The organism is Ancalomicrobiaceae bacterium S20 (assembly GCA_040269895.1).
GTDB lineage: Bacteria > Pseudomonadota > Alphaproteobacteria > Rhizobiales > Ancalomicrobiaceae > Methyloraptor > Methyloraptor flagellatus.
Map to the genome: position 1 here is coordinate 2,141,361 of CP158568.1, position 26,702 is coordinate 2,168,062.

Genomic DNA, 26,702 nt, shown 5'->3' on the forward strand with positions numbered 1-26,702 from the left:
ATCGTCGAGATCGAGCCGTGCGGCACGCGCTGTCGCCGGTTCGGCCTCGCCTTGCGAGAACGGCCGGGGGCGCCGTCGTTCGGCGCGGCGTCATCCGCGCTGGCCGCGATGGTCCAGCCGATCGCGACGTCGTCGAGCGCTTCGAGCGTGACCGTAAGATCGAGCCCGCGATCCCCGGCGACGGCCGGGCGCAGCCAGACCACGTTGCGAAGCGTGACCGGGCCGTCGAGCCGGCCGCCGATCGCCGCGGCCACACGCGCCATTTCGAGCTGGGCGACGCCGGGCAACACTTTCTCGCCATGGACGACATGGTCGGCGAGGAACGGCTCGTCGCCCGAGAAGCGCGAGCGGAAGCTCTGGCCGAACAAGTCGGAGCGGTTCTCATGCACGAGCGGATGAAGTCGCGGCGCCGTCGGCGCAGCGAGGCCGTCATGTGCCTCCGCGGGCCAAAGGCGCCGACGCTCGAACGGATAGGTCGGCAGCCGCACGCGCCGGCGCGGGTCCTGGTGCAGCCGCCGCCAATCGATCGCGATGCCGCGCGTCCAGGCCTCGGCGAGCCGCGCGAGATCGCCGCGCGCCTGCCAGCGCTCGACGATGCCGGCGAGATCGTCCTCGTCGACCAGCGCGAGCACGCCGTCGGCCTCGCGTCGCGCTGTGCCGATCCAAAGCTGGCCCGACGCTTGGCCGCCGTCGAGCCAGTCCTCGAGCTGCCGCCGGACGGCCGCGACACTGTCGGCGACCATCGCCAGCCGATGATCCAGCGCTTCGCGGCCGAGCTGGAGCGTGAAGGCAATGTCTGCGAGATCCACCCCGGCGAGATCGTCGCCGCCGAGCGCTGCAACGAGGTCGGCGGCGCGGCGGCGCAACTGGCCCTCGGTCCGCGCCGACAGGACCAGCACCTGCGGTCCGGTCGCCACGTCGCGCCGCGCACTGGCCTGCGCCGGCACGAACTCCTCGATCACGACATGCGCATTCGCGCCGCCCGCCCCGAAGGACGAGATGCCGGCGATCCGCGGCTTTTCCCGTCCGTCCGGCCCGACCGGCCGCCGCCAGGGGGCGCGTTCGCGCTGGACCACGAAGGGTGTCGCATCGAAGTCGATGTGCGGATTGAGGGTCTCGGCATGGAGCGACGGCGCCAATTCGCCGTGCTTCATCTGAAGCAGGACCTTGGTCAGTCCCGCGATGCCGGCCGCGCTCTCGCAGTGGCCGATGTTCGACTTCGCCGAGCCGATCGCGCAGAAGCCGCGATCGGGCGTGAAGGCCTCAAAGGCACGGGCGAGGCCGGCGATCTCGATCGGATCGCCGAGCGCGGTGCCGGTGCCGTGCGCTTCAACGTAACTCAGATCGCGGGCGTCGACGCCGGACGCTCTGAGCGCCTTCTCGATCACGCGGGCCTGCGCCTGCGGATTGGGCACGGTGTAGCCGTTGGTCTTGCCGCCGTGGTTCAGCGCCGTGCCCCTGATGACGCCATAGATCCGGTCGCCGTCGGCCATCGCCCGGTCGAGCGGCTTCAAGAGCACCGCGCCGACGCCTTCGCCCGGCACATAGCCGTCGCCGCCCTCGCCGAAGCTCTGGCAGCGGCCGAGGCTCGACACGAAACCGCGCTGGCCGAGGAACAGGTACTTGTTCGGGTGCACGGAGACGTTGACGCCGCCGGCGACGGCATAGTCGCAGCCCTCGGCGAGATCGCGGCAGGCGAGATGGATCGCCGTCAGCGACGACGAACACATCGTGTCGACGGCGATGCTCGGGCCGGTGAAGTCGAAGAAATACGAAACCCGGTTGGCGATCGAGGCCGGGCTGCCGGTCAGCGTCAGCGGCACGCCGCGGCTCTGCGCCTGCGCGCCGTAGAGCTGGTACTCGGCATACATGACCCCGACATAGACGCCGACTTCCGCGCTCTCGCCGGGCTTTCGGGCGAGCGTCCGGCGCGTATAGCCGGCGTCCTCGATCGCCTCGTAGGCGCATTGCAGTAACAGCCGTTCCTGCGGATCGATCGCCTCCATCTCGCGCGGCGCGATGCCGAAGAACAGCGGGTCGCACTCGTCGACGCCGTCGATGAAGCCGCCCCATTTGCTGTAGGTCTTGTCGCGCCGCGACTTGTCCGGATCGAAGTAGCGGGAATGATCCCAGCGATCTCCAGGGATCTCGCCGATCGCATCGACGCCGTCGCGCAGGTTCTGCCAGAAGGCGTCGACGTCGCGCGCCTTCGGATAGCGCCCGGCGAGCCCGATGATGGCGATGTCCGGCCGCGACGATGCCGGAGCGGCACGCGGGACTCGGCGGGTCGAGCGGGCGAGCGGGACGCGTCCCGTCCCGGAGGCGGCGGCAGACACGGCAGGCACCGACGCTGGAGCGCCGGACGGACGGCCGTCGTCGCCCCGGCCGAGTGGAGGCACCGCGACCGCGGGCCCGGCGGCGGACTGCGTCGCCCCGAGCAGCGCTGGGAGCCGGTCGGCCCGCCGCGCCATGACATGATCCGCGAGCGCGCCGAGGCTGCGGTATTCGAACAGCAGCGTCTTCGGCAGGGCTCCGAAAACCTTTTCGAGCGCGCCGACCAGTTCGACCGCCATGACCGAGTCGATGCCGTAGCGCTCGAACGCGGCATCGGCTTCGATCCGCGCCGGCGGCAGACCGACCACGGGCGCGACCAGCCGCTTCAGGGCCTCGATGACGGCGCGGCGGTCGGTGTCGACAGCACCGGCCGCCGCAACCAACGGAACCGCAGCCCGTTCGGCCGCAGCGGGAACCGGCCGCGCGCGGCTTTCGGACAGTGCGACAACCGGAGCCGTTTCCGGCACGGCCACTGCCTCCGACACCGTCGCCCCGAACAGGGTCTCGCGCAGCCGCGCCGGCTCGCCGTGCAGCACGAGCACCCGGCCCTCGCCCGAGGCGATCGCCCGATCGAAGGCGGCGAGGCCGGCGACCCGCGGCAGCGGCGTGCGGCCGAGGGCGCCGAGCGCGCGCGCCGTGCCCGCGCCGATGCGCATGCCACCGTCCGCCCACAGCGGCCAATCGAGCGCGATCGTGCGTCCCTGCCGCAGCCCCTGCGCCACGAGATGGTTGCGGCGCTCGGCGAAGGCATCGAGGAAGGCGTTGGCGGCGGCATAGTCGGTCTGGCCGACATTGCCGAAAGCGCCGGAGGTCGAGGCGAACAGCACGAAGAGCTCGAGCGGTTCGCCGGCCGTCGCCGTGTCGAGCGCATCGACGCCGTCCGTCTTCGGCCGCATCACGGCTTCGAGCGTGCGAGCCGGCTTCGACGCCATCAGCCCGTCGGCGAGCCGACCGGCGGCGTGCAACACGCCCGTGAGCGGGCCGAAGGCCGCCGTGATCTCGGCGACCAGCGCGCGCATCGCCGCTTCGTCCGCGACGTCGGCCGCGCGATGCACGAGCCGCGTGCCTGTCGCCTCGATCGCGGCGAACCTCGCCTTGTCGGCGGCGCGCGGTCCGGAACGGCCGAGCAGGACGACGGTCGCGCCGGTTGCGCGCCGGGCGATGTCCTCCGCGAACAGCAGGCCGAGACCGCCGTGACCGCCGGTCACCAGATAGACGCCGCCATCCCGCCACGGAACCGGCGCCTCGGCGGCGAGCGGCATTCCTCCCAGTTCGGGATTTCCCGGCGCCCGGCGTGATGCCGGACCAAGCCTTCGGCGCCCGCCGAGACCTCGTCGGCGAGCATGGCGACGACCGCGTCCGCTGGGAGCGGGTCGACGATGCGGATCACCTGCCCGACCAGGCGCGGATGCTCCATCCGCGCGCTGGCGAGCAGCGCGTGCAGGCCTTCGAAAATCGCTTCCGGCCCGTCGCCGAACGCGACGACCTGCACCAGAAGCGGCGCGTCGCCCGGCTCGGCGGCGAGCGCCTTCAGCTCGATCAGCAGCTCGGCGGCGGCCTTGCGGAACGCCCGCCCAACGCGCTCGCCGGCGTCGCCGAGCAGCACGCGGCCGATCTCGGGTGCTGCCTGCGCCAGCTCCGCCGCCACGGCACGCGCCCGCTCGCGCTCGCCGCAGAGCACGACCAGCCGCCGCTCCGGCGTCGGCACGACCGGTTTCGCCGGCACGGCCCCCAGACCGGTCGCGCGAGCACGACGCCGTCTTCCGTCGTGGCCACGGAGCGGCTGGCAAAGCCGCGGATCGTGACCAGCACGCGGCCGGTCTCGTCGGCAAGATCGATATCGAGCGCCGCCGCGCCCATGTCACCGCCGGCCGTTGCCGGTCGTGCCAGCACGACGCCGTGCTCCGGCATGGGGCCGAACGCCTGCACCGTCTCGACCGCGAAGGGCATCGACGGCGGCAGCGCGGCGCCGATGCCCGTCAGCACGCGATCGAGGCCGATCCGCGCCTGCAGCATCGCGTCGAGGATCGAGGGATGGAGGCCGAAGGCGGGATCGCCCTGCCCGGTCGGCATTGCGACCTCTGCAAGGACGAACGCCGTTCCGTCCGCGGCCTGCCCGACGGCCAAGCCGGTCAGCGCGCGCTGTGCCGGGCCGTAGTCGAAGCCGAGGTCCGTGAAGCGCCGGTAGATGGCCGCCGCGTCGATCCGGCCGCCGCAAGCGCCGCGCAGAGCGGCGAGGTCGAGCGGCGGAATGGTCGCATCGGCGGACACCAATGCCACGCGTCCGCGGCTGAACGGCGGCTCCGTCTCGCCCTCGGCCGGACGGATCGCCCAGGCGATCGTGTCGTCGCTGTCCGCCTCGATCTCGATCACGACCTTGCACATGTGCTCGACCGTGAGCGGCCTCAGCCAGGTCGCGCCTTCGATCGCGAGCCCGGCCGCGCCGGCGTCGAGCGACAAGGCCGCCGCCGCGCGCCATCTCGAGATGCGCCACGCCGGGCAGGACCGGCACGCCGCGGAACCGGTGATCGGCGAGGAACGGCTCGCGGCCCGAGAAGGTCGCGGCGAAGCGCTGGCCTGCCAGCGTCGAGGTGTTCTCGTGCACGAGCGGATGCAGCCGGCCGGCATTCGCCGCACCGTGTGCTTCGCCGCTCGCCGCCACGCGCGCCGACGACCGAAGCCAGAACGCCTCGCGCGCAAAGGGATAGCCCGGCAGCGGCAGACGGCGGGCCGCGTGATCCCGCCAGAGCGCGCGCCAGTCGACATCATGGCCGCGCACCCAGATCGCCGCCAGCGGCGCCAAGCGCCGGCCGCCGATCCAGCGGCGCACCGTCTCCGCGAAGTCCGGATCGGCCGCGAAGGCCGAGGCCAACCCTGCCGCATCCGCCTGCCCGGCCTCGACACCGTCGACCGCAGCCTCACCGGCGAGCCAGCGATCGAGCCGATCGGCGAGCTCGGCGCTGTCGCGCGCGATCACCGCCAGCCGGGCGTCCATCGGTTGGCGACCGACCGCGAGCGTGTGGGCGAGATCGGAAAAGTCCGTTTCGGCGATCGCGCCGAGCGCAGCGCGCAGATCGCGCGCCCGGCGCTTCAGCGCGTCGCCGTCACGGGCCGAGAGCAGGACGAGGTGCGGCTCGTCCGCGCTGTGCGTCGCCGGTTCGCGCGCCGGGGCGCGGCCGAGGATCACATGCGCGTCCGTGCCGCCGATGCCAAACGAGCTGACGGCGACGTGGACATCCGCGTCCGCCGGCAGCCGCATCGGCTCCGCGACCACGAAGAAGGGCGAACCTTCGAGCGGCAAATGCGGATTGGGCGCCTCGAAATGCAGTGTCGGCGGCACGATGCCGTGCTGGAGCGCGAGCGCCGCCTTGATCAGGCCGGCGAGCCCCGCCGCCGCGTCGAGATGGCCGATGTTGCTCTTGACCGACCCGAGGCCGCAGCCTTGCAATGTCGCGCCGCCGAAGGCCTCGGCGAGCGCCGCAACCTCGATCGGATCGCCGAGCGCCGTGCCGGTGCCATGGGCTTCGACATAGCGCACGGTCGCCCGATCGATGCGGGCGGCCGCCAGCGCGCCCCTGATGGCCGCAACCTGGCCCTTGGCGCCCGGCGCATAGAACCCCGCCTTGTCGGCGCCGTCGTTGGAGACCGCGATGCCGCGGATCACGGCGCGGATCGTATCGCCGTCGCGGACCGCGTCGGCGAGCCGCTTCAGCATGACCACCGCGACCCCCTCGCCGCCGACCATGCCGTCGGCGGCGGCATCGAAGGCCTTGACCCGGCCGTCGGAGGAGAAATTGAGCCCGTCCTGGTGGACGTAGCCGCTCGACCAGTCGGTCAGCATCGAGGCGGCGCCGACCAGCGCCTGCCCGACAGTGCCGTCGCGGAGCGCGCGGCAGGCGAGATCGAGTGCGACCAGCGACGAGGAGCAGTTCGAGTGGACGAAGCAGCTCGGGCCGGTGAAGCCGAGCCGATGCGAGACGAGCGTCGGGATCGTGCCGGGCTGGGCGAGCAGCCAGGCCTGATAGGGGCCGAAGCCGGCGAGCACGCGGGCGCCGTCCGGCTCCGAGGGCTCGGCAGTCGCCGTTTCGCCATAGGCGGTGTTGCTCGCCGTCATGTAGACGGCCGTGTCGGGGATGTCGCGCACGGCATAGCCGGCGTCCTCGACCGCGTTCCAGGCGTGGGCGAGCAGCAGGCGCATCTGCGGATGCATGCGTTCCGCGTCGCGCGGCGCGACGCGGAAGAAGGCCGCGTCGAACAGCGCCTTGCCGGCGATGGTCGCCTCGGCCGACACGAAGCGCGGATCGCGAACGACCGCCTCCGGCGCGCCGGCCGCGCGCAGATCATCCACGGACGGGCGCCGCACGGCGTCGATGCCGGCGAGCAGGTTGTCCCAGAACGCGGCGATGGTATCCGCGCCCGGGAAGGCGCCGGACATGCCGACGATGGCAACGGCGTCCGCATGCGGAGACGGCGCGACCCGGCCGGCCGCGGGGGCACCTACCTCGCGGGCCGGGACCGGGGGCGTGTCGGATGCGGCGGCGGTGCCGGATGGGGCACCCGCGGCCGGAACGGCGGCGCCGACCGCCCGAGATGCGCCGCGATCGCGGCGATGCTCGGATGCCGGAACAGGTCGGTGACGCCGAACGGGCGATCCGCCGCCGTCGCGATCCGCCGCGCGACGATCACGGCCAGGATGGAATCGCCGCCGACCTCGAAGAAGCCGTCGTCGCGGCCGATCTCCGGCCGCCGCAGCACTTCGCGCCAGATCGCGGCGATGCGCCGTTCCAGGCCGTCGTCCTGCCGCCCGCGCGGTGCGATGATCGCTTCCGCCTGAACCACAGCCGCGGCGGCCAGCGCGGCGCGGTCGACCTTGCCGTTCGGCGTCAGCGGGAAGGCGGTCTGCACCACGAAGCGGGCCGGCACCATGTAGTGCGGCACACGCGCTTTCATGTGGTCGCGCAGATCCGTCTCGGCGACCCGCGCATCGCGCCGCAGCAGGACATGCGCGGCGAGCCGGGCGTGGCCCTCGACGGTCTCGACCACCGCGATCGCCTCGCGGACCGCCGGATGCGCGGCGAGATGGGTCTCGACGTCGCCGAGCTCGATGCGGTAGCCGCGGATCTTGACCTGATCGTCGGCACGGCCGAGCAGGTCGACCGAGCCGTCCGGCAACCAGCGCGCCCGGTCGCCGGTCCGATAGAGCCGGCCGCCGGGCTCGAACGGATTGGCGAGGAACCGCGCCGCCGTCAGGTCCGGCCGGCCGAGATAGCCCTCGGCGATCGCCTGGCCGCCGATACAGAGTTCGCCGATCACGCCGATCGGAACGGGGCGGAGCGCCCGGTCGAGCACGTAGATCCGACTGTTGGCGAGCGGACGGCCGACACCGCGCGGCGCGTCGGCAGCGATGCGTTCGGCCGTGGCCCAGATGGTCGCCTCTGTCGGCCCGTACATGTTCCAGGCCTCGCCGGCCGAGGCCTCGAAGCGGCGGCGCAGCCCGTCCGGCAACGGCTCGCCGCCGCAGAGGAGCCGCAAGCCGGCGTGCGGCCGCCAGCCGCTCTCGAACAGCATGTCCCAGAGCGACGGCGTCGCTTGGATCAGCGTCGGCCGCTCCGCCTCGATCGTCGCCCGCAGCCGGTCGGCGTCCTGCACCACATCGGCCGGACAGAGACTGCAGGTCGCGCCGACGACGAGCGGTCCGAGCAGTTCGAAGCCGGCGATGTCGAAGCCGAAGGTGGTGACCGCGAGCAGCCGGTCGCCGGCCGCGAGGCCGGGCGTCCGGGCGAGCGCCAGCAGCGCGCTGACATAGGCCGACTGGCGGATCATCACGCCCTTCGGGCGGCCTGTGCTGCCGGAGGTATAGATCACGTAGGCGAGCCCGTCCGGCGTCGCGCGGCCGTCGCCTGTTGCGAGGGCCGGATCGGCCTCGCCGCCGACCGGCCGCGTCGCCCCGCTTTCGGCTTCGAGGATCGCGATCCCCGCCGGGGCGACGGCCGCGATCCGGTCACGCAAAGCCGGCTCGGTCAGGATCATCCGCAGGCCGGCGTCCTCGGCCATGAACCGCAGCCGCGGCTCCGGCAGATCGGGTTCGAGCGGCACATAGGCGGCGCCGGCCATGAACACACCGAGCAGCGCGACCGGCAGCATCGGCGTCCGCCTGAGCGCGATGCCGACGCGGTCGCCCGGCTGAATGCCGGCCGAAAGAAGGGATTGCGCCACCTGTCGCGCCGCGACCGCGACAGCCGTGTAAGTGAGCCTCGTATCGCCTTGCACGACGGCGAGGGCATCGGGCGTGCGCGCCGCCTGCGCCAGGACCAGCCGATCGACGGTGGTCCCGGCCTCGACGCTGTCGACCCCGGCCCAGGGTCCGAGGATCACGCGGCGCTCGGCTTCGGTCAGCATGTCGAGGGCGCCGAGCGGTTCGGCCGGGCGGGCGATCCCCTCGGCAATCAGGGCGCGGAGATGCCCGACGATCCGTTCGGCGGTCGCGGGGCGGAACAGGCCGCTATCGAACTTCAGCCGCAGCTCGTAAGCGCCTGCCGCTTCGGAGATTTCCAATTCGAGCGCGTATTCGCTGCGCTGGTGCAGATCGGGCAGGAACCGGACGCCGGCATGCTTCGCCTCGATCATGCGCAACGCGTCACCGACATGGGGCGTGTGGTTGAACGCGACCTGGAACACCGGCGTCCGAAGGTCGGACCGCTCCGGCCGGAGATCGCGGACCAGACGTGCGAAGGGATAGGCCGCGTGGTCGAGGTCGCCGGTCAGCGCCCGCTGCGCCGCGCGCAGCGTTTCGGCCCAGGTGTTTTCCTCCGCGAAGGCGAGCCGCACCGGCACCATGTTGACGCAATAGCCGACCAGATCCGCAAACTCGCGCCGGCGCCGGACGGAGGCCGTGACGCCGACGACGACGTCGTCGGTGCCGGCCCATCGGCCGAGCACGGCGCCGAAAGCGCCGAGGAACAGACTGGCAGGCGTCACCCCGGCCGTGCGGCAGAAGCCGGCGATGCGCCCGGCCTCCTCCGCCTCGATCCGCTGGACCACAGCGGCATCGGCGTCATGGCGGCCGGTTTCTTGCGGCGGGTCGAACAGCAGGTCGAGCGCCGGCGCGGCGCCGGCGAGGCGGCTGGCGAAATGCCGGCGCGCGCGATCGGCGGCCTCGCCGGCGATGGTCTCGGCCTCGGCGGCGACGAAGGCATCGAAATCGCTGCCCTCCGGTCCGGCGATGCTCGCCCCCGCATAAGCCCCGAGCAGCGTCTCGAAGAACGGCGCCACCGATGCGCCGTCGAAGGCGATGTGATGGACGACGACGAGCAGCAGCGTCGCCCCATTCCGATCGATCCGATGGACCCGCAGCGGCGCCTCGTCGGCGAGCCGGAACGGCACCGTCGCCAGCGCCTCCAGCCGCGCCGACAGGGCGGCCTTGTCGAGGTCGTGTGCGGTCTCGCGCATGACCATCGCGACGGCGCCGCCCACCCGGCGGGGGCCGTCCACCTGCTCGACGATCCGTTCGCCGAGCACCGGATGCCGCGCGGTCGCGGCCCGGATCGCGGCCTCCAGCCGTGCGTCGTCGAGCCGGTGCTCAAAGGCGAGCAGGAAGGGAAGATTGTAGGCGGCATTGCCCGGATGGGCCGCCTGGAACGCCCAGAGCCCCTTCTGGCCTTCCGACAGCGGCCGATCGGGGGCGGCCACCGGCAGCGATGGCGACCGCGTCTCCGCGAGGGTTTCGGGCCCGAGCCGCGCGCCGATCTCCGCCACCAACGCGGCGAGATCGGCGCTTTCGAGGATGTCGAGCCCGCTCAACGCGACGCCGAGGTCGTCGGCCAGCCGCTCCTGAAGCTTGATGCCGCCGATCGAGTCCAGACCGTAGGACCTGAGCGGCGCCGTCTCGTCCAATGCGTCCGCCGGCATGGCGAGCACCGCGGCAACATGGGCCCGCACGCGCGCCGCGAGATCGGATGCCGGGCCGACCGCGGGTTCGGCCGTCATTGCCGGCGCATCGAAGGCCCAGTGGCGATCGCCGCCGAACCGGTGGGTCGGCAAGGCGAGCCGCCGGGGTCGCCGCCCGCCCCAGAGCGGAGCCCAATCGACGGTCGCCCCGCGCCCCAGAGCCGCGCCAGATCGTCGAGGCGGCGATCCCGCAACGCATCGGCCGCTTCCTTGTCGATGTCCTGCCTCGTCGTCCCCGCGGGCACCGTCACACGCTTCTCGCCCGCCGCGATGCCGGCGAGCGCCCGCCGCAGCCCGGCGACTTCTTCGACGACGGCCGCCGCGCGCGCGTCGAAAGCCTCGCGGCCGAGCTGAAGCGTGTAGGCGATATCGCCGATCTCGGGACCGGCCGCGCGGTCGAGCCACGCCGCGAGATCCGCCGCCCGCGCGCGCAGCCCGACCTCGTCGCGCGCCGAGAGCGGGATCACGAAAGGCCCCGATCGGGAGAACCGGCCGCCGCGTGCGGCGCCTCCTCAAGGACCGCATGGGCGTTCGCGCCGCCGGAGCCGAAGCTGCTCACGCCCGCCCGGCGCGGCGCGCTCGGCACCGCCACCCAGGGGTGGCGGCCGTCGTAACCGCGAACCGGCTGCCTTCGAACGACAGATGCGGATTGAGCGTCGAGAAGTTCAGCGAGGCCGGGATCGTGCCGGCCCTGAGCGCCAGCACGGTCTTGATGAGGCCGGCGAGCCCGGCGGCGGCTTCGAGATGGCCGATGTTGGTCTTGACCGATCCGATCAGACAGACCGGCGCCGCCGCGCCGTCCGGTCCGGCTCCATCCGAGACGCCGAAGGCCTGTTTCAGCCCGCGCACCTCGATCGGGTCGCCGAGCGCGGTGCCGGTGCCGTGGGCTTCGATGTAGCTGATCGTCTCCGGCCCGATGCCGGCGGCGGCGAGCGCCTTGCGGACGAGATCGGCCTGCCGGGCCGGATTGGGCACGGTGAGGCCGGCGGCCTGGCCGCCGTGGTTGGTCGCGGTGCCCTTGATCACGGCCTCGATCCGGTCGCCGTCGGCCAGTGCCGCCGCGAGCGGCTTCAGTACCAGCGCGACGACGCCCTCGCCACGGACATAGCCGTCGGCGGCGGCGTCGAAGGTCTTGCAGCGGCCGTCCTTCGACAGCATGCCCGCGCGCCAGTAGCCGATGCTCGCCGCCGCATGGCAGAGCACGTTCACCCCCGCGACCAGCGCCCGCCCGCAGGTGCCGGCCCGGAGCGCCGCGACGGCCTCGTTGAGCGCGACCAGCGAGCTCGAACAGGCGGTGTCGATCTGCAGGCTCGGACCGTCGAAGTCGAAGAAATACGAGATCCGGTTCGCCAGCACCGCCATCGACGCGCCGAGCGCGTAATGGCCCTCGATCTCGGTCTCGGCCTCGGCGAGCCGCAGGTGGTAGTCCGATCCGGAGGCACCGACGAAGACGCCGGTGTCGCTGCCGGCGAGATCCGACGGGCGCCAGCCGGCATCCTCGAAGGCCGTCCAGGCGGCTTCCAGCAGCAGGCGTTGCTGCGGATCCATGACCCGCGCCTCCTTCGGCGAGATGCGGAAGAAGGCGGCGTCGAAGCGCGCGACATCGTCGAGGAAGCCGCCGCGATCGATGCCGGGATGGGTGGCGGGGTCGAAGCCGGCCGGCCACGCCCAGCGGTCCGCCGGCCGCGCGCCGACCGCGTTCCGCCCCTCGGCCAGGAGCTGCCAAAACGCCTCGGGCGAGCCGACGCCACCCGGCAGCCGGCAGGCTAAGCCGACGATGGCGATATCCTCCCGCCGCACGTCGCCCGCTTTTGCGGTCACACTCTCGGTCGTCTCGATCGGCGCGCGGGTCGCCCCGTCGCGGTCGAGCGCGGCGGCAATCCGCGCCGCCGTGTTGTGCTCGAAGAAGAAGGCCGGCTCGATCATGCGCCCGAAGACGGCGCTCAGCCGTTCGTTGAGGTCCAGCAGATCGGCGGAATCGAGCCCGAGCTCGAAGAGCGGCGCGGTCGGCGGCACCGCATCCGGCCCGCCCCGACCGAGCACCGTCGCGATCGCCTCGCGCACCGGCGCCAAGGCATCGCGCGGAGGCGCATCCATCGCAAGCACATCGGCCGACGGGGACGTGATCGTTTGCGGTTCGATCGCGCGGCGCTGCCGCCGCTTCGGATCGTAGCGCACCAGAACGCCGGCGCCGCCATTGACCGCGTCCTTCGGCCGGTAGCCTTCGACCGGACCGATGATCTCCGCGCCATGAAGCTCGTGCATGCGCAGCACCGGGTCGAGCCGGCGCCCGGCCGGGTTGGTGAGCGCGATATAGTCGGCGTGCGACAGGTCGGGGCGCTTCCCGGCGTCCTTGCAGCGCGTGACGCCGACGATCGCCTCGACGCCGGGCAGCGTCGCCGCCCGCTCCAGCGCGAATTCGAGCAGCACGTCGCCGTAAGCGCGGTCCTGCACCGTGGGCGCGATGTTGAGCGCCAGCAGCTGCAGCACGGGCCCGTCCGGCCGATGCAGCCGATGCACATCCGTCGCGGTCACGCCTTCGAAACGGGGTTCGGCGATGCGCTGGGAATAGACCGCGCCGACGACGGCACCGGCGTGCTCGAGCACGAGCTGGCCGAGCGGAAACCTTTCGATCCGGCGCGCGAGCGTCCGCGTCGGCATCTGGAGCCCCGGCGCCCAACAGTCCCGTTCGAGCCGCTCCAGTACCGGCAGATCAGCCGCTACGGCGAGCCGGATCGCGAAATCGCGCCGCTCCAGGCGGAAGACGGCCCAGGCCCCCTCGCCGGCCGCATGGTCGCGGCCCTCTGGCGTCCAGCCCCGTTCGGAAAAGGCGATCAGCGCCGCCGCCGCGCCGACGGACGAGCCGTCGCGCGGCGCGGCGAGCAGGACGATGCTGCCGGCCGGCAGCGCCGCCGCCGCCCTCGCCACGGGCGCGAGGTCCGTGGTCGCGTCGTCGCAGACGACGACCGCCGCCCGGTGCCCGGACAGGCCCGGCGCCTCATCCGGCCGGCTCCGATCGGCCGCCAGGGGAAGCCCCGTCGCCGCGCCCACCCGCGCCAGCGTCGGTTCCACATCGGCAGTCAGCGCCACGAGCTCGGCAATCGCCGGATCCTCGCTCGCCAGCGTGGCGAGGAGAGCGGCGGGATCGGCGTCGGCGGCATGGGTCTCCGACATGGAACGATCTCCGACTGGAGCGAAACAGGATGTCCGCGCCCGATGCTGCGGGCGCGCCTTGCCGTTCGCGGCGGGTCAGGCCGCGGCGGCGACGTCGATCTGTTGGTTGAGCCGGGTCAGGACCTTGCCCGGACCGAGCTCCTCGAAGCTGTGCGCCCCATGATCGAGGAGCCAGAGGATCGTCTCGTGCCAGCGCACCGGGCTCGCGACCTGCTCGCCGAGCCGCGCCTTGACGATCCCGTCCGCGGCGCCCTCCGGATAGGGTCGGCCGGTGACGTTGCACGTCACCGGCGTGACGAGATCCCGGAAGCGGAAGGTGCGCAGGAAGGCGCGGAATTCGGCCGCCGCCTCGGCCATGTAGCGCGAGTGGAACGCCGCGCTCACCGGCAGGCGGACCACCATCTTGGCGCCGGCGGCCGTCAGCGCCCGCTCCGCCGCAGCGATGGCAGCTTCCGGCCCGGACAGCACGGTCTGGGTCGGCGCGTTGTAGTTGGCGACGTCGAGCCCGGTGACGCCGGCCTCGCGCAGCGCGGCTTCCAGCCGCTCCACCGTGAGCCCGAGCACGGCCGCCATGCCGCCGCCGGTCGCACGGGCCATCAGCGCCCCGCGCTTCTGCACGATGCGGACACCGTCGAGGAGATCGAACGCGCCCGCGGCATGCAGGGCGTTGAACTCGCCGAGACTGTGGCCGGCCAGGATATCCGCCTGCCGCCCCTCTGCCCTTGCGCGGGCGAGATGCAGCGCATTGACGACGAACAGCGCCGGCTGCGTGAACGCCGTCTGCTTCAGCCGGCCGTCCGGATCGTTGAGGCAGAGATCGCGCAGCGAGTAGCCGAGGATCGCGTCGATCTCGGCTTCGTGCGAGACAAACTCGTCGACCGCATCGAACAGATCCGCACCCATCCCTACATATTGAGAGCCCTGCCCCGGAAAGAGGAAGACATGCACGACGACCTCCCGAATATTATTCGGCAGCGAACAATGAAGAACGTTTGTTCTTATTATTATTGATCGTGCCGCTTCTATTTATCTACATGATACGGGACTCTACAGACATTTCACAAGCACCATAAAGCTCTTCGCCCGATTTTTTACTTTCCGTCGGGGCACGATTTCTCCCAGGAGCGGATGCGATCAGTTCGCGCGTATAGGGATGGGTGGGCGCGGCGAAGATCTGTTGCGGCGTTCCCGCTTCCACGACGCGGCCGCCGCGCATGACGACCACGCCGTCGCAAAAGCCGGCGGCGATGCGCAGGTCGTGGGTGACGAGCAGCATCGACAGGCCGAGCCGATCGCGCAGATCGCGAAGCAGTTCGAGGATCTCGGCCTGGATGGAGACGTCGAGCGCCGAGGTCGCCTCGTCGGCGATCAGCAGCGCCGGCTCCAGCGCGAGCGCACGGGCGATGCAGATCCGCTGGCGCTGGCCGCCGGAGAATTGCTGCGGATAGCGGTCGAGCGCCTCGGTGCCGAGCCGCACCAGCTCGAGGCAATGCGCGGCCCGCGTCCGCGCCTCGGCGCGCGGGACGCCGTAGTTGGTCGGCCCTCCATCAGCGCCTCGGCGACCGTCTGGCGCGGGTCGAGCGAGCGATAGGGATCCTGAAACACGATCTGCACACGGCGGCGGAACTGCTTGAGCGCGGCGCCGCCGAGTGCGGCGAGATCGGCTCCGTCGAGCAGGATCCGCCCGGCATCGGGCGCGACCAGACGCGCGACGCAGCGCGCCACGGTCGACTTGCCCGATCCGGACTCGCCGACGATCCCGAGCGTCTGGCCGTGCCTGACCGCGAAGGAGACATCCTCGGCGCCGACCACCGTCGTGCGGCGGAAACCCCGCCGATCCCGATAGATCTTGGTCAGCCCCTCGACCGACAGCAGCACCGGCGGCGGCGGATCGGCACGGGGCGTCGCGGGCGGTTCGAGCCGCGGGATCGCCGCGATCAGCGCGCGCGTGTAAGGCGCCGTCGGCCGATCGAGCACTGTCGTGGCGGGGCCTTGCTCGACGAGCCGGCCGGCCTTCAGCACGGCCACGCTGTCGGCGATGTCCGCGACGACGCCGAAGTCGTGGGTGACGAACAGCACGCCCATGCCGCGCTCGCGCCGGATCGAACGGATCAGCGCCAGGATCTGCGCCTGCGTCGTCACATCGAGCGCCGTCGTCGGCTCGTCGGCGACGAACAGCACCGGCCTCAGCGCCAGCGCCATGGCAATGACGACCCGCTGCCGCTGGCCGCCCGAGAGCTGATGCGGGTAGGACCGCGCGATCCGCGCCGCATCGACGAGCCCGACCTCGGCAAAGGCCGCGAGCGCGCGCCGGCGCCGCTCGGCGCCGCCGCCGAAACCGTGGCCGCCGATCCCATGGATCGCGAACACCTCCTCGACCTGCGCGCCGCAGGTCATCACCGGGTTCAGCGCCGTCATCGGCTCCTGGAACGCCATGCCGACGGTGCTCGCGCGAAGCGCGCGCAGCCGTGGCTCCGGCGCGCCGAGAATTTCCTCGCCGGCGAGCCGGATCGACCCGGCCACCCGCGCCCCGGCGGGCAGCAGGCCCATCACCGCCAGCGCCGTGGTCGACTTGCCCGAACCGGACTCGCCCACGAGACAGGCGAGTTCGCCGGCCGCGACGTCGAGCGACAGGCCCTCGAGCGCGCGGACCGGCGGATGGCCGGGCATTTCAACCACGAGGTCGCGGATGGAGAGCACCGGCGCCGCCGTCATCGCGCCCTCCCGACCGGATCGAAGGCATCGCGCAGGCCATCGCCAACCAGATTGACCGCCAGCACCGTCACCGCGACGAAGACGCCGGGGATCAGGATCGTCTGGGGATAGAGACGGAACCACTGCCGCCCCTCGGACATGACATTGCCCCAGGTCGGCGTTTCGAGCGGCACGCCGACCCCGAGAAAGCTGAGCGCCGCCTCGATCAGGATCGCGGTCGCGCAGGCGAAGGCGCATTGCACGGCGAGCGGGCCGAGCACGCCCGGCGTCACATGGCGCCAGATGATCCGCGCGGACGACGAGCCGACGGCCTCGGCCGCCTCGACATACGGCTCGGCGCGGATGCGCAGCGCGACCGAGCGCACCAGCCGCGCGACCCGCGGCATCTCCGGCACCATGATCGCGATCACGACCGTGATCACCCCCGCGCGCCACACCGAGACGAGGCCGATCGCGAGCAGGATGCCCGGGATCGCCATCAGCCCGTCCATCACGCGCATGGCGATCCAGTCGAACCAGCGCCAATAGCCGGCCAGGAGCCCGATCACCGCGCCGCAGACGCCGCTGAGCAGCGCCGCGCTGATCCCGATCGCGAGCGAGGCGCGACCGCCGTAGAGCACACGGCTCCAGAGGTCGCGGCCGAGCCCGTCGGTGCCGAACAGCGCGAGGCGCTCGATCGTGCTGCCGTCCGGCCGCGTCACCGTCATGATCGCGCCGGGCGGCAGATTGCGCGCGATCGGATCGATGGCGACCGGGTCGACGGTGCCGAGCCATGGCGCGAGCACCGCCGCGCCGGCGATCAACAGCAACAGGACGCCGCCGACCAGCGCCTCCGGCCGGCGGAGCGCACGGGCCAGCGCCCCGCGCGAGGCCGTGACGGACGTCGTCCCGATCGGCAGTCCGGCCGGCATGCTCATGTCCGGATCCTCGGGTCGATCAGGCCGTAGACGATGTCGATCGCCAGATTGGCGCCGAGACAGATCACGGCCGAAACCAGGATCGCGCCCTGCACGACCGGGTAGTCGCCGGCGACGACGGAATCGACCACGAGCCGGCCGAGACCGGGCAGATTGAACACGTTCTCGATCACCACCACGCCGCCCATCAGCAGGCCGATCGCGACGCCGATCACGGTCAGGACCGGCGCCGCGGCGTTGGGCAGCGCATGGCGCAGCAGCACGCGAACGGGTGCCGCGCCCTTGGCGCGGGCGGTGCGGACATAATCCTCGCCGAGCGTCTCGGCGACGCTCGCCCGGGTCATGCGCGCGATCACCGCGACATAGACCGGCGCGAGCGACAGGACCGGCAGGACGAGATGCGCGAGCCATGTCCCGAGCCCGGCCGAGAGCGGCGCATAGCCCTGCACCGGTAGCCAGCCGAGCCGGATCGCGAAGATGTAGACGCAGGCATAGGCGACGACGAAGCTCGGCGCGGAGAAGCCGACCACGGTGAAACCCATCAGCGTCCGGTCGAGCCAGCGGCCGCGCCGGTTGGCGGCCGCGACCCCGAGCGGCACGCCGAGCGCCACGGCCACCGCCAGAGTCAGAGCCGCGAGCGAGACCGTCGGGCCGAACCGCTCGCCGATCAGATCGGCGACCGGCACCCGGAAATAGAAGCTCGTGCCGAGGTCGCCGCGCGCGGCATGGCCGAGCCAGGTCGCGAACTGCACGGCGACCGGCTGATCGAGCCCGAACTGCGTGCGGATCGCGGCGAGTTGCGCGGTCGAGGCGGCGTCCCCGGCCATCGAGGCCGCGGGATCGCCGATCCCGATCCGGAGCAGCAGGAATACCGTCGCCGCCACCGTGAGCAGCACCGGAACCATCGCCGCCAGCCGACCGACGAGTGCCGAAGCCATCCGATGTCCCCCGCTCAGTGCTTGACGAGGTTCCAGAACACCGGCGCCGGCGCCTCAATGACGCCTTCGACAGTCGACCGTGTCGCGATCGGCACATGGAACTGGCCGATCGGGATATGGGTCGAGATCTCGACCGCGCGCTTCTGCGCCGCATCGGCCGCGGCCTTCTGCGCTTCGAGATCGGTCGCGTCCATGAACGCCTGCCGCAGCTTCTCGAGCTCGGCATCGCAGGGCCAGCCGGGCTGCGCCTTGTCGCAACTGGCGTCCATCATGTCGACGACCAGCGGGTTGATCGTGTCGATGCCGGTCGGCCCGGTCATGAAGGCGCTCCAGCCGCCGGCGTTCGACGGCGCCCGGCTCTTCTGCCGCGCCACCCAGGTCGCGATGTCGGAGACCTGCATGTCGACCTTGAAGCCGCCGCGCTCGAGCAGCGCCTTGGCGACCGGCCCGATGTTCGAGCCGAGGCCGGTGAACTGGATCAGCACGACCGGCGTCCCGTCGTAACCGGCCTCCTTCAGCAGCGCCTTCGACTTGTCGACGGTGGACTCCAGCTTGCCCTCCATGCCGACGTTGGTCTCGAAGGCGGTGCCGCAGGCGTACATCGACTTGCAGATCCGGTACTGCTTCGGATCGCCGACCGCCGCGGCCATGAAGTCGCGCTGATTGAGCGCGTACCAGACCGCCTGCCGGATCTTCGGATCGTCGAACGGCTTGGTGGTGTGGTTCATCCGGAACGCCATCATGATGCCGAGCGGGTTGTACTCGGTCAGCCGGACGTTCTTGTCGTCGCGCAGCAGCGGCAGCAGGTCGACGAGCGGCATTTCGAGATAGTCGATCTCGCCGGCGGCGAGCGCGTTCACCTGCGCCTGCGGATCCGGCATCGACAGCCAGACCACCCGGTCGACATTGACCTTCTTGCCCCCGGCGAGGCCCGAGGGCGGCTCGTCGCGGGGCTTGTACTTGTCGAACTTGACGTAAACCGCCTTCACGCCCGGCTGCCACTCGTCGGTCTTGAACACGAACGGGCCGGAGCCGGTATAGTCGGTGATCTGCTTGAACGGATCGGTCTCCGCAACCCGCTTCGGCATCATGAAGGCCGGGTAGGACGACGGCTTGGCGAGGCCGAACAGCAGAACGCCGGTCGGCTTCGTCAGCGTGATCCGGAACGACTTCGCGTCGACGACGTCGATCGCGCGGGTGATCGCCATCAGTTTCTGGCCGAGCGAGTCCTTCGCGGCCCAGCGCCGGATCGAGGCGACGCAGTCCTCCGCCGTGACCGGCTGGCCGTCGTGCCAGAGCAGACCATCACGCAACGTAAAGGTGTAGACCAGTCGATCCGGCGACACGTCGTACCGATCGACCATCTGCGGAGCGACCTTGCCGTCCCGATCGAGCGCGAACAACGTGTCGTAGATCATGTAGCCGTGGTTGCGGGTCGGACGTGAATTGGTCCATATCGGATCCAATATCTTCACATCGAACGACATAACCGCCTTGATCTCAGCGGCGTAAGCCAGCTTTATCATCAGCAGCGACACAAGAGTCGCCATGATCATTATTATTGATCTATTATTTTTCATTGTTTTTGCTCCCTAGATCTAGCATCATGCTATCATAGGAAAGCTTGATTACAAGCCGACCACTCTGTTATGACAGACAACAGCATGAGCCGTCGGCCGCGTGCGGCTCACCCAAAACAACCAAGAGCTTCAATGCCTTCTGCGGTGACGCTTTCGCCCTGGTTGTGACGACCTGCGGCGAATGATCCCACCTCCGAAGCCGAACCTCGAAGCCGAAGGGACAAGGAGACATCCGATGGTGATGGGAGCCGCCGCCGAGAACATCGAGCCGCTGCGGGAGCGGCCGCGGGTGAACCAACCCGACGTGTCGCTGCCGCCGAGCCCCTACCCGCGCCAACCCGCGCGGATCATTCGCGACCACGACGAGGCGGTCGCGGTCGCCCGCGAACTCGCCGCCGACTTCGCCGTGGAAGCGGCCCTGCGCGATCGCGAGGGCTTCCTGCCGATCGACGAGATCGAGCGCTTCTCGCAGAGCGGATTGTGGGCGATCACGGTGCCGAAAGCCTATGGCGGCCCGGAGCTGTCGTTCGTCACCGTCACCGAGGTGCTGAAGATCATCTCGGCCGTCGATCCGAGCCTCGGGCAGATGCCGCACAACCACTTCGCCTTCGTCGAACACCTGAAGAGCGACGCGACCGAGGAGCAGCGGCGCCATTTCTTCGCCGAGGTGCTGAAGGGCGTCCGCTTCGGCAACGCCATGTCCGAACCCGGCAACCGGCCGGTCAACGACATGCAGACCAAGCTGACCCACGTCGATGGCGGCGTGCTGGTCAACGGAACGAAATTCTACTCGACCTGCGCACTGCTCTCCCACGTGGTCGTCATCGTCGGCAAGGACGACAAGAACGAGCATTTCTTTGCCTTCGCCGATCGCGCGGCCGACGGGCTGACCATCGTCAACGACTGGTCGAGCTTCGGCCAGCGCACGACGGCCTCCGGCACGGTGATCGCGAAGGACGTGTTCGTGCCCTACGACCGGCTGGTGCCGACCCCCTTCTCCAAGGGGCTGCCGACCGCCCACGGCGCCGTGAACCAGATCCTGACCGCGATCGTCGATCTCGGCATCGCAAAGGGTGCGCTCGACGACACCGTCGCCTTCGTGCGCGGCAAGTCGCGGGCCTGGGTCGACAGCGGCAAGGCGATGGCGAGCGAGGACCCGTTCACGATCGCGGCCGTCGGCGATCTGGCGATCCGGCTGCATGCCGCGGAAGCGATGATGGAACGCGCCGCGCGGCTCGTCGACGTCGGCCTCGCCGACCCGACCGCCGACACCTCCGCCGCGGCGTCGATCGCGACCGCCGAGGCCAAGGTTCTGTCGACCGAGATCGCGCTGGCTGCGACCAACCGCCTGTTCGAGCTCGCCGGCAGCCGCGCGACGCTCGCCACCCACGGCCTCGATCGGCACTGGCGCAATGCCCGGACCCATACGCTGCACGATCCGGTCCGCTGGAAATTCTTCCACATCGGCAACTTCGTCCTGAACGAGGTCCGGCCGCCGCAAGGAGCCTTCATCTGAGCGCTCTCGAGGTCCGGACCGAGCCCGCGCCGCGCGCGACGCATCTCGAGGCGGGACGCGTCGACGTGTGGCTCGCCGATCCGGCGGCTATTCATGATCCGGACGGCGCGCTCGCGCTTCTCGACGACGAGGAGCGCGCCGTCCATGCGCGCTTCCTAATCGAGCCGCCGCGCCGGCTCTATCTGGCTGCTCACGCCCTGGTGCGACTGACGCTGTCGCGTTACGCCGACGTGCCGCCCGCGGCCTGGCGTTTCGCCCGCAATGACTACGGCCGGCCCCATGTTGCCGGTCCCGCGGCGGGGGCGGCCTCCACTTCAACCTGTCGCACACGACCGGGCTCGTCGCCCTCGCCGTAGCCGCGACGGAGGATGTCGGGATCGACGTGGAGAACACCGCGCGGACGCTCGACCACGACCGGCTCGCGCCGAGCGTCTTCGCGCCGGCCGAGCTCGCCGCGCTCCGGCGCATCGCCGATCCGGTGGCGCGGCGCACGCGGTTCTTCGTGCTGTGGACCTTGAAGGAGGCCTATATCAAGGCGCGCGGCATGGGCCTGTCGCTGCCGCTCGATGGCTTTTCCTTCGATCTCGACGGCCCGGAGCCGACGATCGCCTTCGCGGCGAGTTGCCCGGACGATCCGGCGCGCTGGCGGTTCCGGTACGACGCGCCGACGCCGACCCATCGGCTCGCGCTCGCCGTGCCGGCCGCGACGGACGAGATCCGCCTGTTCAGGGTGTCGCTCGGGGCCGAGGCGGTCGGCGCATGAGGCTCTTCGCCGTCGGCGATCTCCATCTCGGCTCGGACGTCAATCGCCGGATGCTGGCGACCGTGCCGCCGCACCCCGACGACTGGCTGATCCTCGCCGGCGATACCGGCGAGACGGTCGCGCATCTGACCTATGCGCTCGACCATCTGGTGCCCCGGTTCCGGCAGGTGGTCTGGGTGCCGGGCAACCATGAACTCTGGTCGGCGCGCGATCCGGATGCGCCGCGCGGCGTCGCCAAATACGAGCTGCTGGTCGAGGTCTGCCGCCGCTACGGCGTGCTGACGCCGGAGGATCCTTTCGCGATCGCCGCGTTCGGCGGCCGGCGGCTGCGGATCGTGCCGCTGTTCCTGCTCTACGACTACAGCTTCCGTCCGCCCGATGTTCCGCTCGAGGCCGCGGTGGCCTGGTCGCGGGAGACCGGGGTCGAATGCGCCGACGAACACCTGCTGAGCCCGGCCCCCTATCCGTCGCGCATCGCCTGGTGCCATGCGCGGGTCGCCGCAACGCTGGCCCGGCTCGAAGCCGAGCCGCCGATGCCGACCGTGCTCATCAATCACTTCCCGCTCCATCGCGATCTCGCTGTGCTGCCGCGCATCCCGCGCTTCTCGATCTGGTGCGGCACGACGCTGACCGCGGACTGGCACCGCCGCTTCGGCACCGAAGTGGTCGTCTACGGCCATCTGCACATTCGCCGGACACGCTGGCTCGACGGCGTCCGGTTCGAGGAGGTCTCGCTCGGCTATCCGCGCCAATGGGAAGGTCGGATCGGTCCGGGCGATCTCCTGCGCGAGATCGAGCCCGGGGCCGCGGCGCCCGAAGCGATCTGCTTCGGCTGAACCGGCACCGTCGGATCAGAAGGCGCCGGCCCAGAGCGGCGGCCGGCGATCGATCCAGGGATGCGCGACTTCCAGGCTCGCCGCGAGCCGGAGCAGCACGTCCTCGCGCCCGAACCGGCCGACGAACTGCACACCGATCGGCAGCCCGTCCGCCGCCCAGCCGAGCGGCAGCGAGATCGCCGGCTGGCCGGTGGCGTTGAAGAGCGCCGTGAACGGCGCGAAGGCGAAGATCGCCGCCGTCCAGCTCTCCGCGGTCCAGCCGGGCGCGGCGCCACTGAGGAGCCCGAGCGGCGGCGCGGTCCGCGCCACGGTCGGCGTGATCAGCACGTCCCAATCGGCGAAGAAGCCCCCGACCTTGCGCGACACGGCGTTGATCAGGTCGTCGGCCTCATAGATATCCGCGGCCGTGACGCGCCGGCCGTGCTCGTAACAGGCGAGCGTCGCGACCTCGAGCGTATCGGGTTCCGGCTGCCGCCCGGTCGCGGCGGCGATCTTGTCGACGGCATAGGCGATCGAGCCGGTCCAGAGCCGCAGGTTCGCCCTGTCGAAGGCTTCGACATCGAAGGACGGCGCCGCCTCGGCCACATCGTGGCCGAGCGCTTCACAGAGCCGCGCGGCAGCCTGCGTCGCCGCGACCACATCCGCATCGACGTCGGCGCCGTTCCAGGCGTCGGTTGCGACCGCGATGCGCAGCCGCTCGACGGGCGCCCCGACCTCCTCGGCATAGGGCCTGACCGGCGCGGGCAGCACGAAGGGATCACCGATCGCCGGCCCGTGGGTCGCATCGAGCAGGGCGGCACAGTCCCGCACGGTGCGGGTCACGGCGTGCTCGATGCCGAGGCCGAGCAGCACGCTGCCGTGCCCCGGTCCGAGCGAGACCCGGCCGCGGGTCGGCTTCAGCCCGACGAGCCCGGTGCAGGCGGCCGGGATTCGGATCGAGCCGCCGCCGTCGTTGGCATGCGCCATCGGCACCATGCCGGAGGCGACCGCCGCCGCCGCGCCGCCGCTCGAACCGCCGGCGGTCCGATCCGGCTGCCAGGGATTGCGCACCGGTCCGGTCGCGACCGGTTCGGTGACGACGCTGAAGCCGAGTTCGGGCGTCGCCGTGCGCCCGAGCGTCACGAGCCCGGCCGCATCGTGTCGGTGGGTGAGCTCGCTGGTCACCTTGGCCCTGAGCCCCTCGGCGAGTCGGCTGCCGCATTCGTTGAGCGCGCCGGCCGCCTGCGCGACGAGATCCTTGCGCAGGAACGGCACGCCGCGGAAGCGCCCGTCCGGCAATGGCCGGCCCGGCGCGGCCGGCTCGATCTCGATCACCGCATTCACCGTCGGGTTCAGCGCGGCGATGGCGGCGCGCGCCGCGGTCTCGACCTCGGCCGCGCTCACGTCGCCGCGCCGGATCAGTTCGGCGAGACCACAAGCGTCCTCGTTTGCATAGTCATGCAGGTTCATGGGCCTTGCCCTCGACGGCCGCCGCCACCTGTTCCTTGCGGCGCAGGAACGGCACGGCGGCGAGACCGATGAAAAACAGCGCCGCCATCCATTTCAGAACGTCCGAGATCGCCAGAACGAACGCCTCGCGTTCGGCGATTTTGGTCAGCCGTGACAATCCGGCCCGGTCGGCGCGCCGATCGTCGGCGAAGACCGTGCCGAAGCGGCTCGCGAGGCCGTCGCGGACCTCGGCCGCATGGGCCACGAAGGGCGTCACGCGCTCGGCCATGCGCGCGTAGTGGACCGTCTGGCCCTGCTGCAGCATGGCGCTGATCACGGCGATGCCGACCGCGCCGCCGAGATTGCGCATCAGGTTGAACAGCCCGCTCGCCGACGGCAGGCGCGGCCGGGGCACGCCGGCGAGCGCGAAGCTCGTGATCGGCACGACGACCGCCATGCTGGCCGCGCCGCGCAGCACCAGCGCCCAGAAGAACTCGGCGCCGCCCCAATCGTGGGTGAGCCGCGTCATCATCGCGAGCGAGGCGCCGTAGCCGACCAGCCCGACCGCGAGCAGCAGTCGCTGGTCGACGCGATTGGCGGTCGCCGCGATCACGATCGTGGTCAGCACCTGCGCCACACCCGTCACGAAGATCGCACGGCCGATGTCGAGGCTGTTGAACGCCCTGACCTCGCCGAGGAACACCGGCAGCACATAGATCGCGCCGTAGTTGCCGACGCCGACGATGAAGGCGAGCGCGCAGCCGAGCCCGTAGTTCGGGATCGCGAGCGCGCCGAAATCGAGCACGGGCCGCCGATGGGTCAACCCGCGCCAGATCACCACCACGAAGCTCGCCAATGCCGCGGCCGCGCTGGCCGCGATGATCGGCGAGGCGAACCAGTCTTTGCGGACGCCCTCCTCCAGCACATAGCCGAGGCCGCCGAACGCGATCGCGATGAACGGGATCGACAGAGCGTCGAAGCCGCGCAGCCGCGACAGGTCCGGCTCGTCGACCCGAACGAAGACCGGCACCGCGACGGCGATGACAAGGCCCGGCACGATGTTGACGTAGAACAGATGGCGCCAGGACAGCGTCTCGGTGATCCAGCCGCCGAGCGTCGGCCCGAGCGTCGGGGCGAGCGTGCCCATGACGCCGAGCACGGCCGGGATCAGCGCCGCCTTGGGCCCACGGAACAACGCGAAACCGGCCGAGAAGGCGAGCGGGATCATCGCGCCGCCGACGAAACCCTGCACGACGCGGAACACGATCATCGACTCGATGCTCCAGGCGAGCCCGCACAGCAGGCTCGCCACGGTGAACAGCACCGCCGAGGCCGTGAACAGCCAGCGCGTCGAGAAGACGCTCGCGAGCCAGCCGGTCAGCGGGATCATGACGATCTCCGCCACCAGATAGGAGGTCTGGACCCAGGACATCTCGTCCCGGCTGGCCGACAGCCCACCCTGGATGTCGCGCAGCGAGCCGGAGACGATCTGGATGTCGATCAGGGCCATGAACATGCCCAGCGCCATGGCCAGGAAGCCCAGAAAGCGACCCGTTTCGCCGACGGTACGCCGATCCAAGGTCCATCCTCCGGAGTTCGATGCGGCGTTGCGCGCTGAGAATACCCGGCCGACGGGCGACACTCCACGCCGTCCCGCCGAATTCGCGTCACGATCCGCCCGATGGCCGGCCCACCGGTCGCGCGTCCCGCAAAATCCGATCCGCCATGCGGCCGCGCGCCGGTCGCCGTCCGTCCGGATGGCCGGGCGAGAGCTTCCAGTCGCGAAGCTCGTCGCCCCGGCGCCTCAGCCCCAGCGCCGTGCCTGCGCAAGGCGCGGCGGCAAGTCCCGCTTCGTTGTCGCCATCGGGTTCCGCAGCCTTGCCGAACCTGCTGAATTCGGCGAACTTGAGCGCCGAACTGCCCAGCTTCGGCAGTTCTCGATAGGTTTTTGTCCCTGCGGTTCCTATGGATTGCGAACCGTCCAACCGGAAGATTGCCAGATGACCCGATCGTTCCCGTCACTCGCGCTCGGCGCCGCCCTCGCCTTCACCGCGCTCGTCAGCCCCGCGCTGGCGCAGGTCAAACCGTTCGGACCCGGCTTCGACGGCTGGGCTTTTACCGCGACGCTGGAGGCCAACGGCGTGACCAACTGCCGCGCCACGCGCCGGGTCGGCGGGCGCGACGACATCCTGGCGCTGAAGACCGATCGGAAAGACTATGTCAGCGTCCGCGCGGAAGACCGGAAGGGCCGCTGGCCGGGTTCCTTCATCGTCCCCTTCCGCGAGCCGAATAACGGTCAGCAACATGACGGCACGGCCGCGGCCGACGGCAAGCGGCTGTGGATGATGGTCGATCGCAACTTCATCGAGGTACTCGCCCAGCGCGGCGGCTTCGATCTCTATCTCGGCGGCACCGAAGACAACGACAAGGTTCCGCTCGGCAACCAGGCGACCAAGGCCTTCATTCGCCTGAAGGAATGCATTGTCGCCAACGGCGGCTGATCGCCATCGGCCGGCCTCGTACGGGTGGATCCGCTCGGCCCGATCGTGCTCGA

15 protein-coding genes and 4 pseudogenes are annotated in these 26,702 nt (G+C 71.1%); 5 read left to right on the top strand and 14 right to left on the bottom strand.

The features are described from left to right. Nucleotides 1–119 precede the first annotated feature (119 nt). The 12 genes and pseudogenes from ABS361_09795 to ABS361_09850 all read right to left on the bottom strand — a co-directional run bounded on the left by ABS361_09795 (nucleotide 120) and on the right by ABS361_09850 (nucleotide 19,491). Nucleotides 120–3,596 (bottom strand): annotated as a pseudogene (locus ABS361_09795) (SDR family NAD(P)-dependent oxidoreductase). Continuing rightward, complete coding sequence (locus tag ABS361_09800; GenBank protein XBY47010.1) at nucleotides 3,539–4,015, bottom strand: hypothetical protein; 477 nt, start codon at nucleotides 4,013–4,015, stop codon at nucleotides 3,539–3,541. Before ABS361_09800 ends, ABS361_09795 begins: the two are co-directional and overlap by 58 nt. Nucleotides 4,016–4,161: 146 nt before the next feature. Beyond that, nucleotides 4,162–4,719 (bottom strand): annotated as a pseudogene (locus ABS361_09805) (polyketide synthase dehydratase domain-containing protein). 94 nt (nucleotides 4,720–4,813) lie between these two features. Beyond that, a pseudogene (locus ABS361_09810) lies at nucleotides 4,814–6,778 on the bottom strand (type I polyketide synthase). A 53-nt stretch (nucleotides 6,779–6,831) separates the two neighbouring features. Beyond that, nucleotides 6,832–10,320, bottom strand: a complete 3,489-nt coding sequence (locus tag ABS361_09815; GenBank protein ID XBY46473.1) for an amino acid adenylation domain-containing protein — start codon at nucleotides 10,318–10,320, stop codon at nucleotides 6,832–6,834. Then, nucleotides 10,317–10,748 (bottom strand): hypothetical protein, encoded by a 432-nt coding sequence (locus tag ABS361_09820; GenBank protein XBY46474.1) that lies wholly within the window; start codon nucleotides 10,746–10,748, stop codon nucleotides 10,317–10,319. Before ABS361_09820 ends, ABS361_09815 begins: the two co-directional genes overlap by 4 nt. Nucleotides 10,749–10,836: 88 nt before the next feature. Next, nucleotides 10,837–13,455 carry a type I polyketide synthase gene (locus tag ABS361_09825; GenBank protein XBY46475.1) on the bottom strand — a complete coding sequence of 873 codons (2,619 nt, stop codon included), beginning with the start codon at nucleotides 13,453–13,455 and terminating at the stop codon, nucleotides 10,837–10,839. 75 nt (nucleotides 13,456–13,530) lie between these two features. Further along, complete coding sequence (gene fabD, locus ABS361_09830; GenBank protein ID XBY46476.1) at nucleotides 13,531–14,403, bottom strand: ACP S-malonyltransferase; 873 nt, start codon at nucleotides 14,401–14,403, stop codon at nucleotides 13,531–13,533. A gap of 82 nt (nucleotides 14,404–14,485) precedes the next feature. Continuing rightward, nucleotides 14,486–16,170, bottom strand: a pseudogene (locus ABS361_09835) (ABC transporter ATP-binding protein). Continuing rightward, nucleotides 16,167–17,087, bottom strand: coding sequence for an ABC transporter permease (locus tag ABS361_09840; GenBank protein ID XBY46477.1), 921 nt, complete (start codon nucleotides 17,085–17,087; stop codon nucleotides 16,167–16,169). Before ABS361_09840 ends, ABS361_09835 begins: the two are co-directional and overlap by 4 nt. Continuing rightward, nucleotides 17,084–18,025 (bottom strand): ABC transporter permease, encoded by a 942-nt coding sequence (locus tag ABS361_09845; protein ID XBY46478.1) that lies wholly within the window; start codon nucleotides 18,023–18,025, stop codon nucleotides 17,084–17,086. The genes ABS361_09840 and ABS361_09845 overlap by 4 nt, the downstream gene beginning before the upstream one ends. 14 nt (nucleotides 18,026–18,039) lie before the next feature. Then, the gene (locus ABS361_09850; GenBank protein ID XBY46479.1) at nucleotides 18,040–19,491 is read right to left on the bottom strand and encodes an ABC transporter substrate-binding protein; all 1,452 of its coding nucleotides are present in this window, start codon (nucleotides 19,489–19,491) and stop codon (nucleotides 18,040–18,042) included. A 349-nt stretch (nucleotides 19,492–19,840) separates the two neighbouring features. On the opposite strand from ABS361_09850, the gene ABS361_09855 reads away from it, so the two are divergent. The 4 genes from ABS361_09855 to ABS361_09870 all read left to right on the top strand — a co-directional run bounded on the left by ABS361_09855 (nucleotide 19,841) and on the right by ABS361_09870 (nucleotide 22,720). Beyond that, nucleotides 19,841–21,121, top strand: a complete 1,281-nt coding sequence (locus ABS361_09855; protein ID XBY46480.1) for an SfnB family sulfur acquisition oxidoreductase — start codon at nucleotides 19,841–19,843, stop codon at nucleotides 21,119–21,121. A gap of 65 nt (nucleotides 21,122–21,186) precedes the next feature. Then, the gene (locus ABS361_09860) at nucleotides 21,187–21,477 is read left to right on the top strand and encodes a hypothetical protein (GenBank protein ID XBY46481.1); all 291 of its coding nucleotides are present in this window, start codon (nucleotides 21,187–21,189) and stop codon (nucleotides 21,475–21,477) included. Between the two features lie 26 nt (nucleotides 21,478–21,503). Next, the gene (locus ABS361_09865; protein ID XBY46482.1) at nucleotides 21,504–21,884 is read left to right on the top strand and encodes a 4'-phosphopantetheinyl transferase superfamily protein; all 381 of its coding nucleotides are present in this window, start codon (nucleotides 21,504–21,506) and stop codon (nucleotides 21,882–21,884) included. Further along, complete coding sequence (locus tag ABS361_09870; protein XBY46483.1) at nucleotides 21,881–22,720, top strand: metallophosphoesterase; 840 nt, start codon at nucleotides 21,881–21,883, stop codon at nucleotides 22,718–22,720. The genes ABS361_09865 and ABS361_09870 overlap by 4 nt, the downstream gene beginning before the upstream one ends. Before the next feature lie 15 nt (nucleotides 22,721–22,735). Here the strand turns inward: ABS361_09870 and ABS361_09875 are convergent, their stop codons facing one another. Both ABS361_09875 and ABS361_09880 read right to left on the bottom strand, forming a co-directional pair. Continuing rightward, nucleotides 22,736–24,169, bottom strand: a complete 1,434-nt coding sequence (locus ABS361_09875) for an amidase family protein (protein ID XBY46484.1) — start codon at nucleotides 24,167–24,169, stop codon at nucleotides 22,736–22,738. Next, on the bottom strand, nucleotides 24,156–25,664 hold the full coding sequence (locus ABS361_09880) for a DHA2 family efflux MFS transporter permease subunit (GenBank protein XBY46485.1): 1,509 nt from the start codon (nucleotides 25,662–25,664) through the stop codon (nucleotides 24,156–24,158). Before ABS361_09880 ends, ABS361_09875 begins: the two co-directional genes overlap by 14 nt. Here ABS361_09880 and ABS361_09885 point away from each other — a divergent pair. Further along, entirely contained in the window at nucleotides 25,642–26,649 is a 1,008-nt protein-coding gene (locus tag ABS361_09885; GenBank protein XBY46486.1) for a hypothetical protein, read from the top strand. The two genes, ABS361_09880 and ABS361_09885, sit on opposite strands and share 23 nt — an antisense overlap. Nucleotides 26,650–26,702: the final 53 nt, after the last annotated feature.

Bases quoted from the DNA above. Each gene is read 5' to 3' on its own strand.
- ABS361_09815 (XBY46473.1), bottom strand. From the start codon at position 10,320: ATGACGGCCGAACCCGCGGTCGGCCCGGCATCCGATCTCGCGGCGCGC.
- ABS361_09825 (XBY46475.1), bottom strand. From the start codon at position 13,455: ATGTCGGAGACCCATGCCGCCGACGCCGATCCCGCCGCTCTCCTCGCC.
- ABS361_09840 (XBY46477.1), bottom strand. From the start codon at position 17,087: ATGAGCATGCCGGCCGGACTGCCGATCGGGACGACGTCCGTCACGGCC.
- ABS361_09845 (XBY46478.1), bottom strand. From the start codon at position 18,025: ATGGCTTCGGCACTCGTCGGTCGGCTGGCGGCGATGGTTCCGGTGCTG.
- ABS361_09855 (XBY46480.1), top strand. From the start codon at position 19,841: ATGGTGATGGGAGCCGCCGCCGAGAACATCGAGCCGCTGCGGGAGCGG.
- ABS361_09870 (XBY46483.1), top strand. From the start codon at position 21,881: ATGAGGCTCTTCGCCGTCGGCGATCTCCATCTCGGCTCGGACGTCAAT.
- ABS361_09875 (XBY46484.1), bottom strand. From the start codon at position 24,169: ATGAACCTGCATGACTATGCAAACGAGGACGCTTGTGGTCTCGCCGAA.
- ABS361_09885 (XBY46486.1), top strand. From the start codon at position 25,642: ATGTCGATCAGGGCCATGAACATGCCCAGCGCCATGGCCAGGAAGCCC.
- ABS361_09880 (XBY46485.1), bottom strand. From the start codon at position 25,664: ATGTTCATGGCCCTGATCGACATCCAGATCGTCTCCGGCTCGCTGCGC.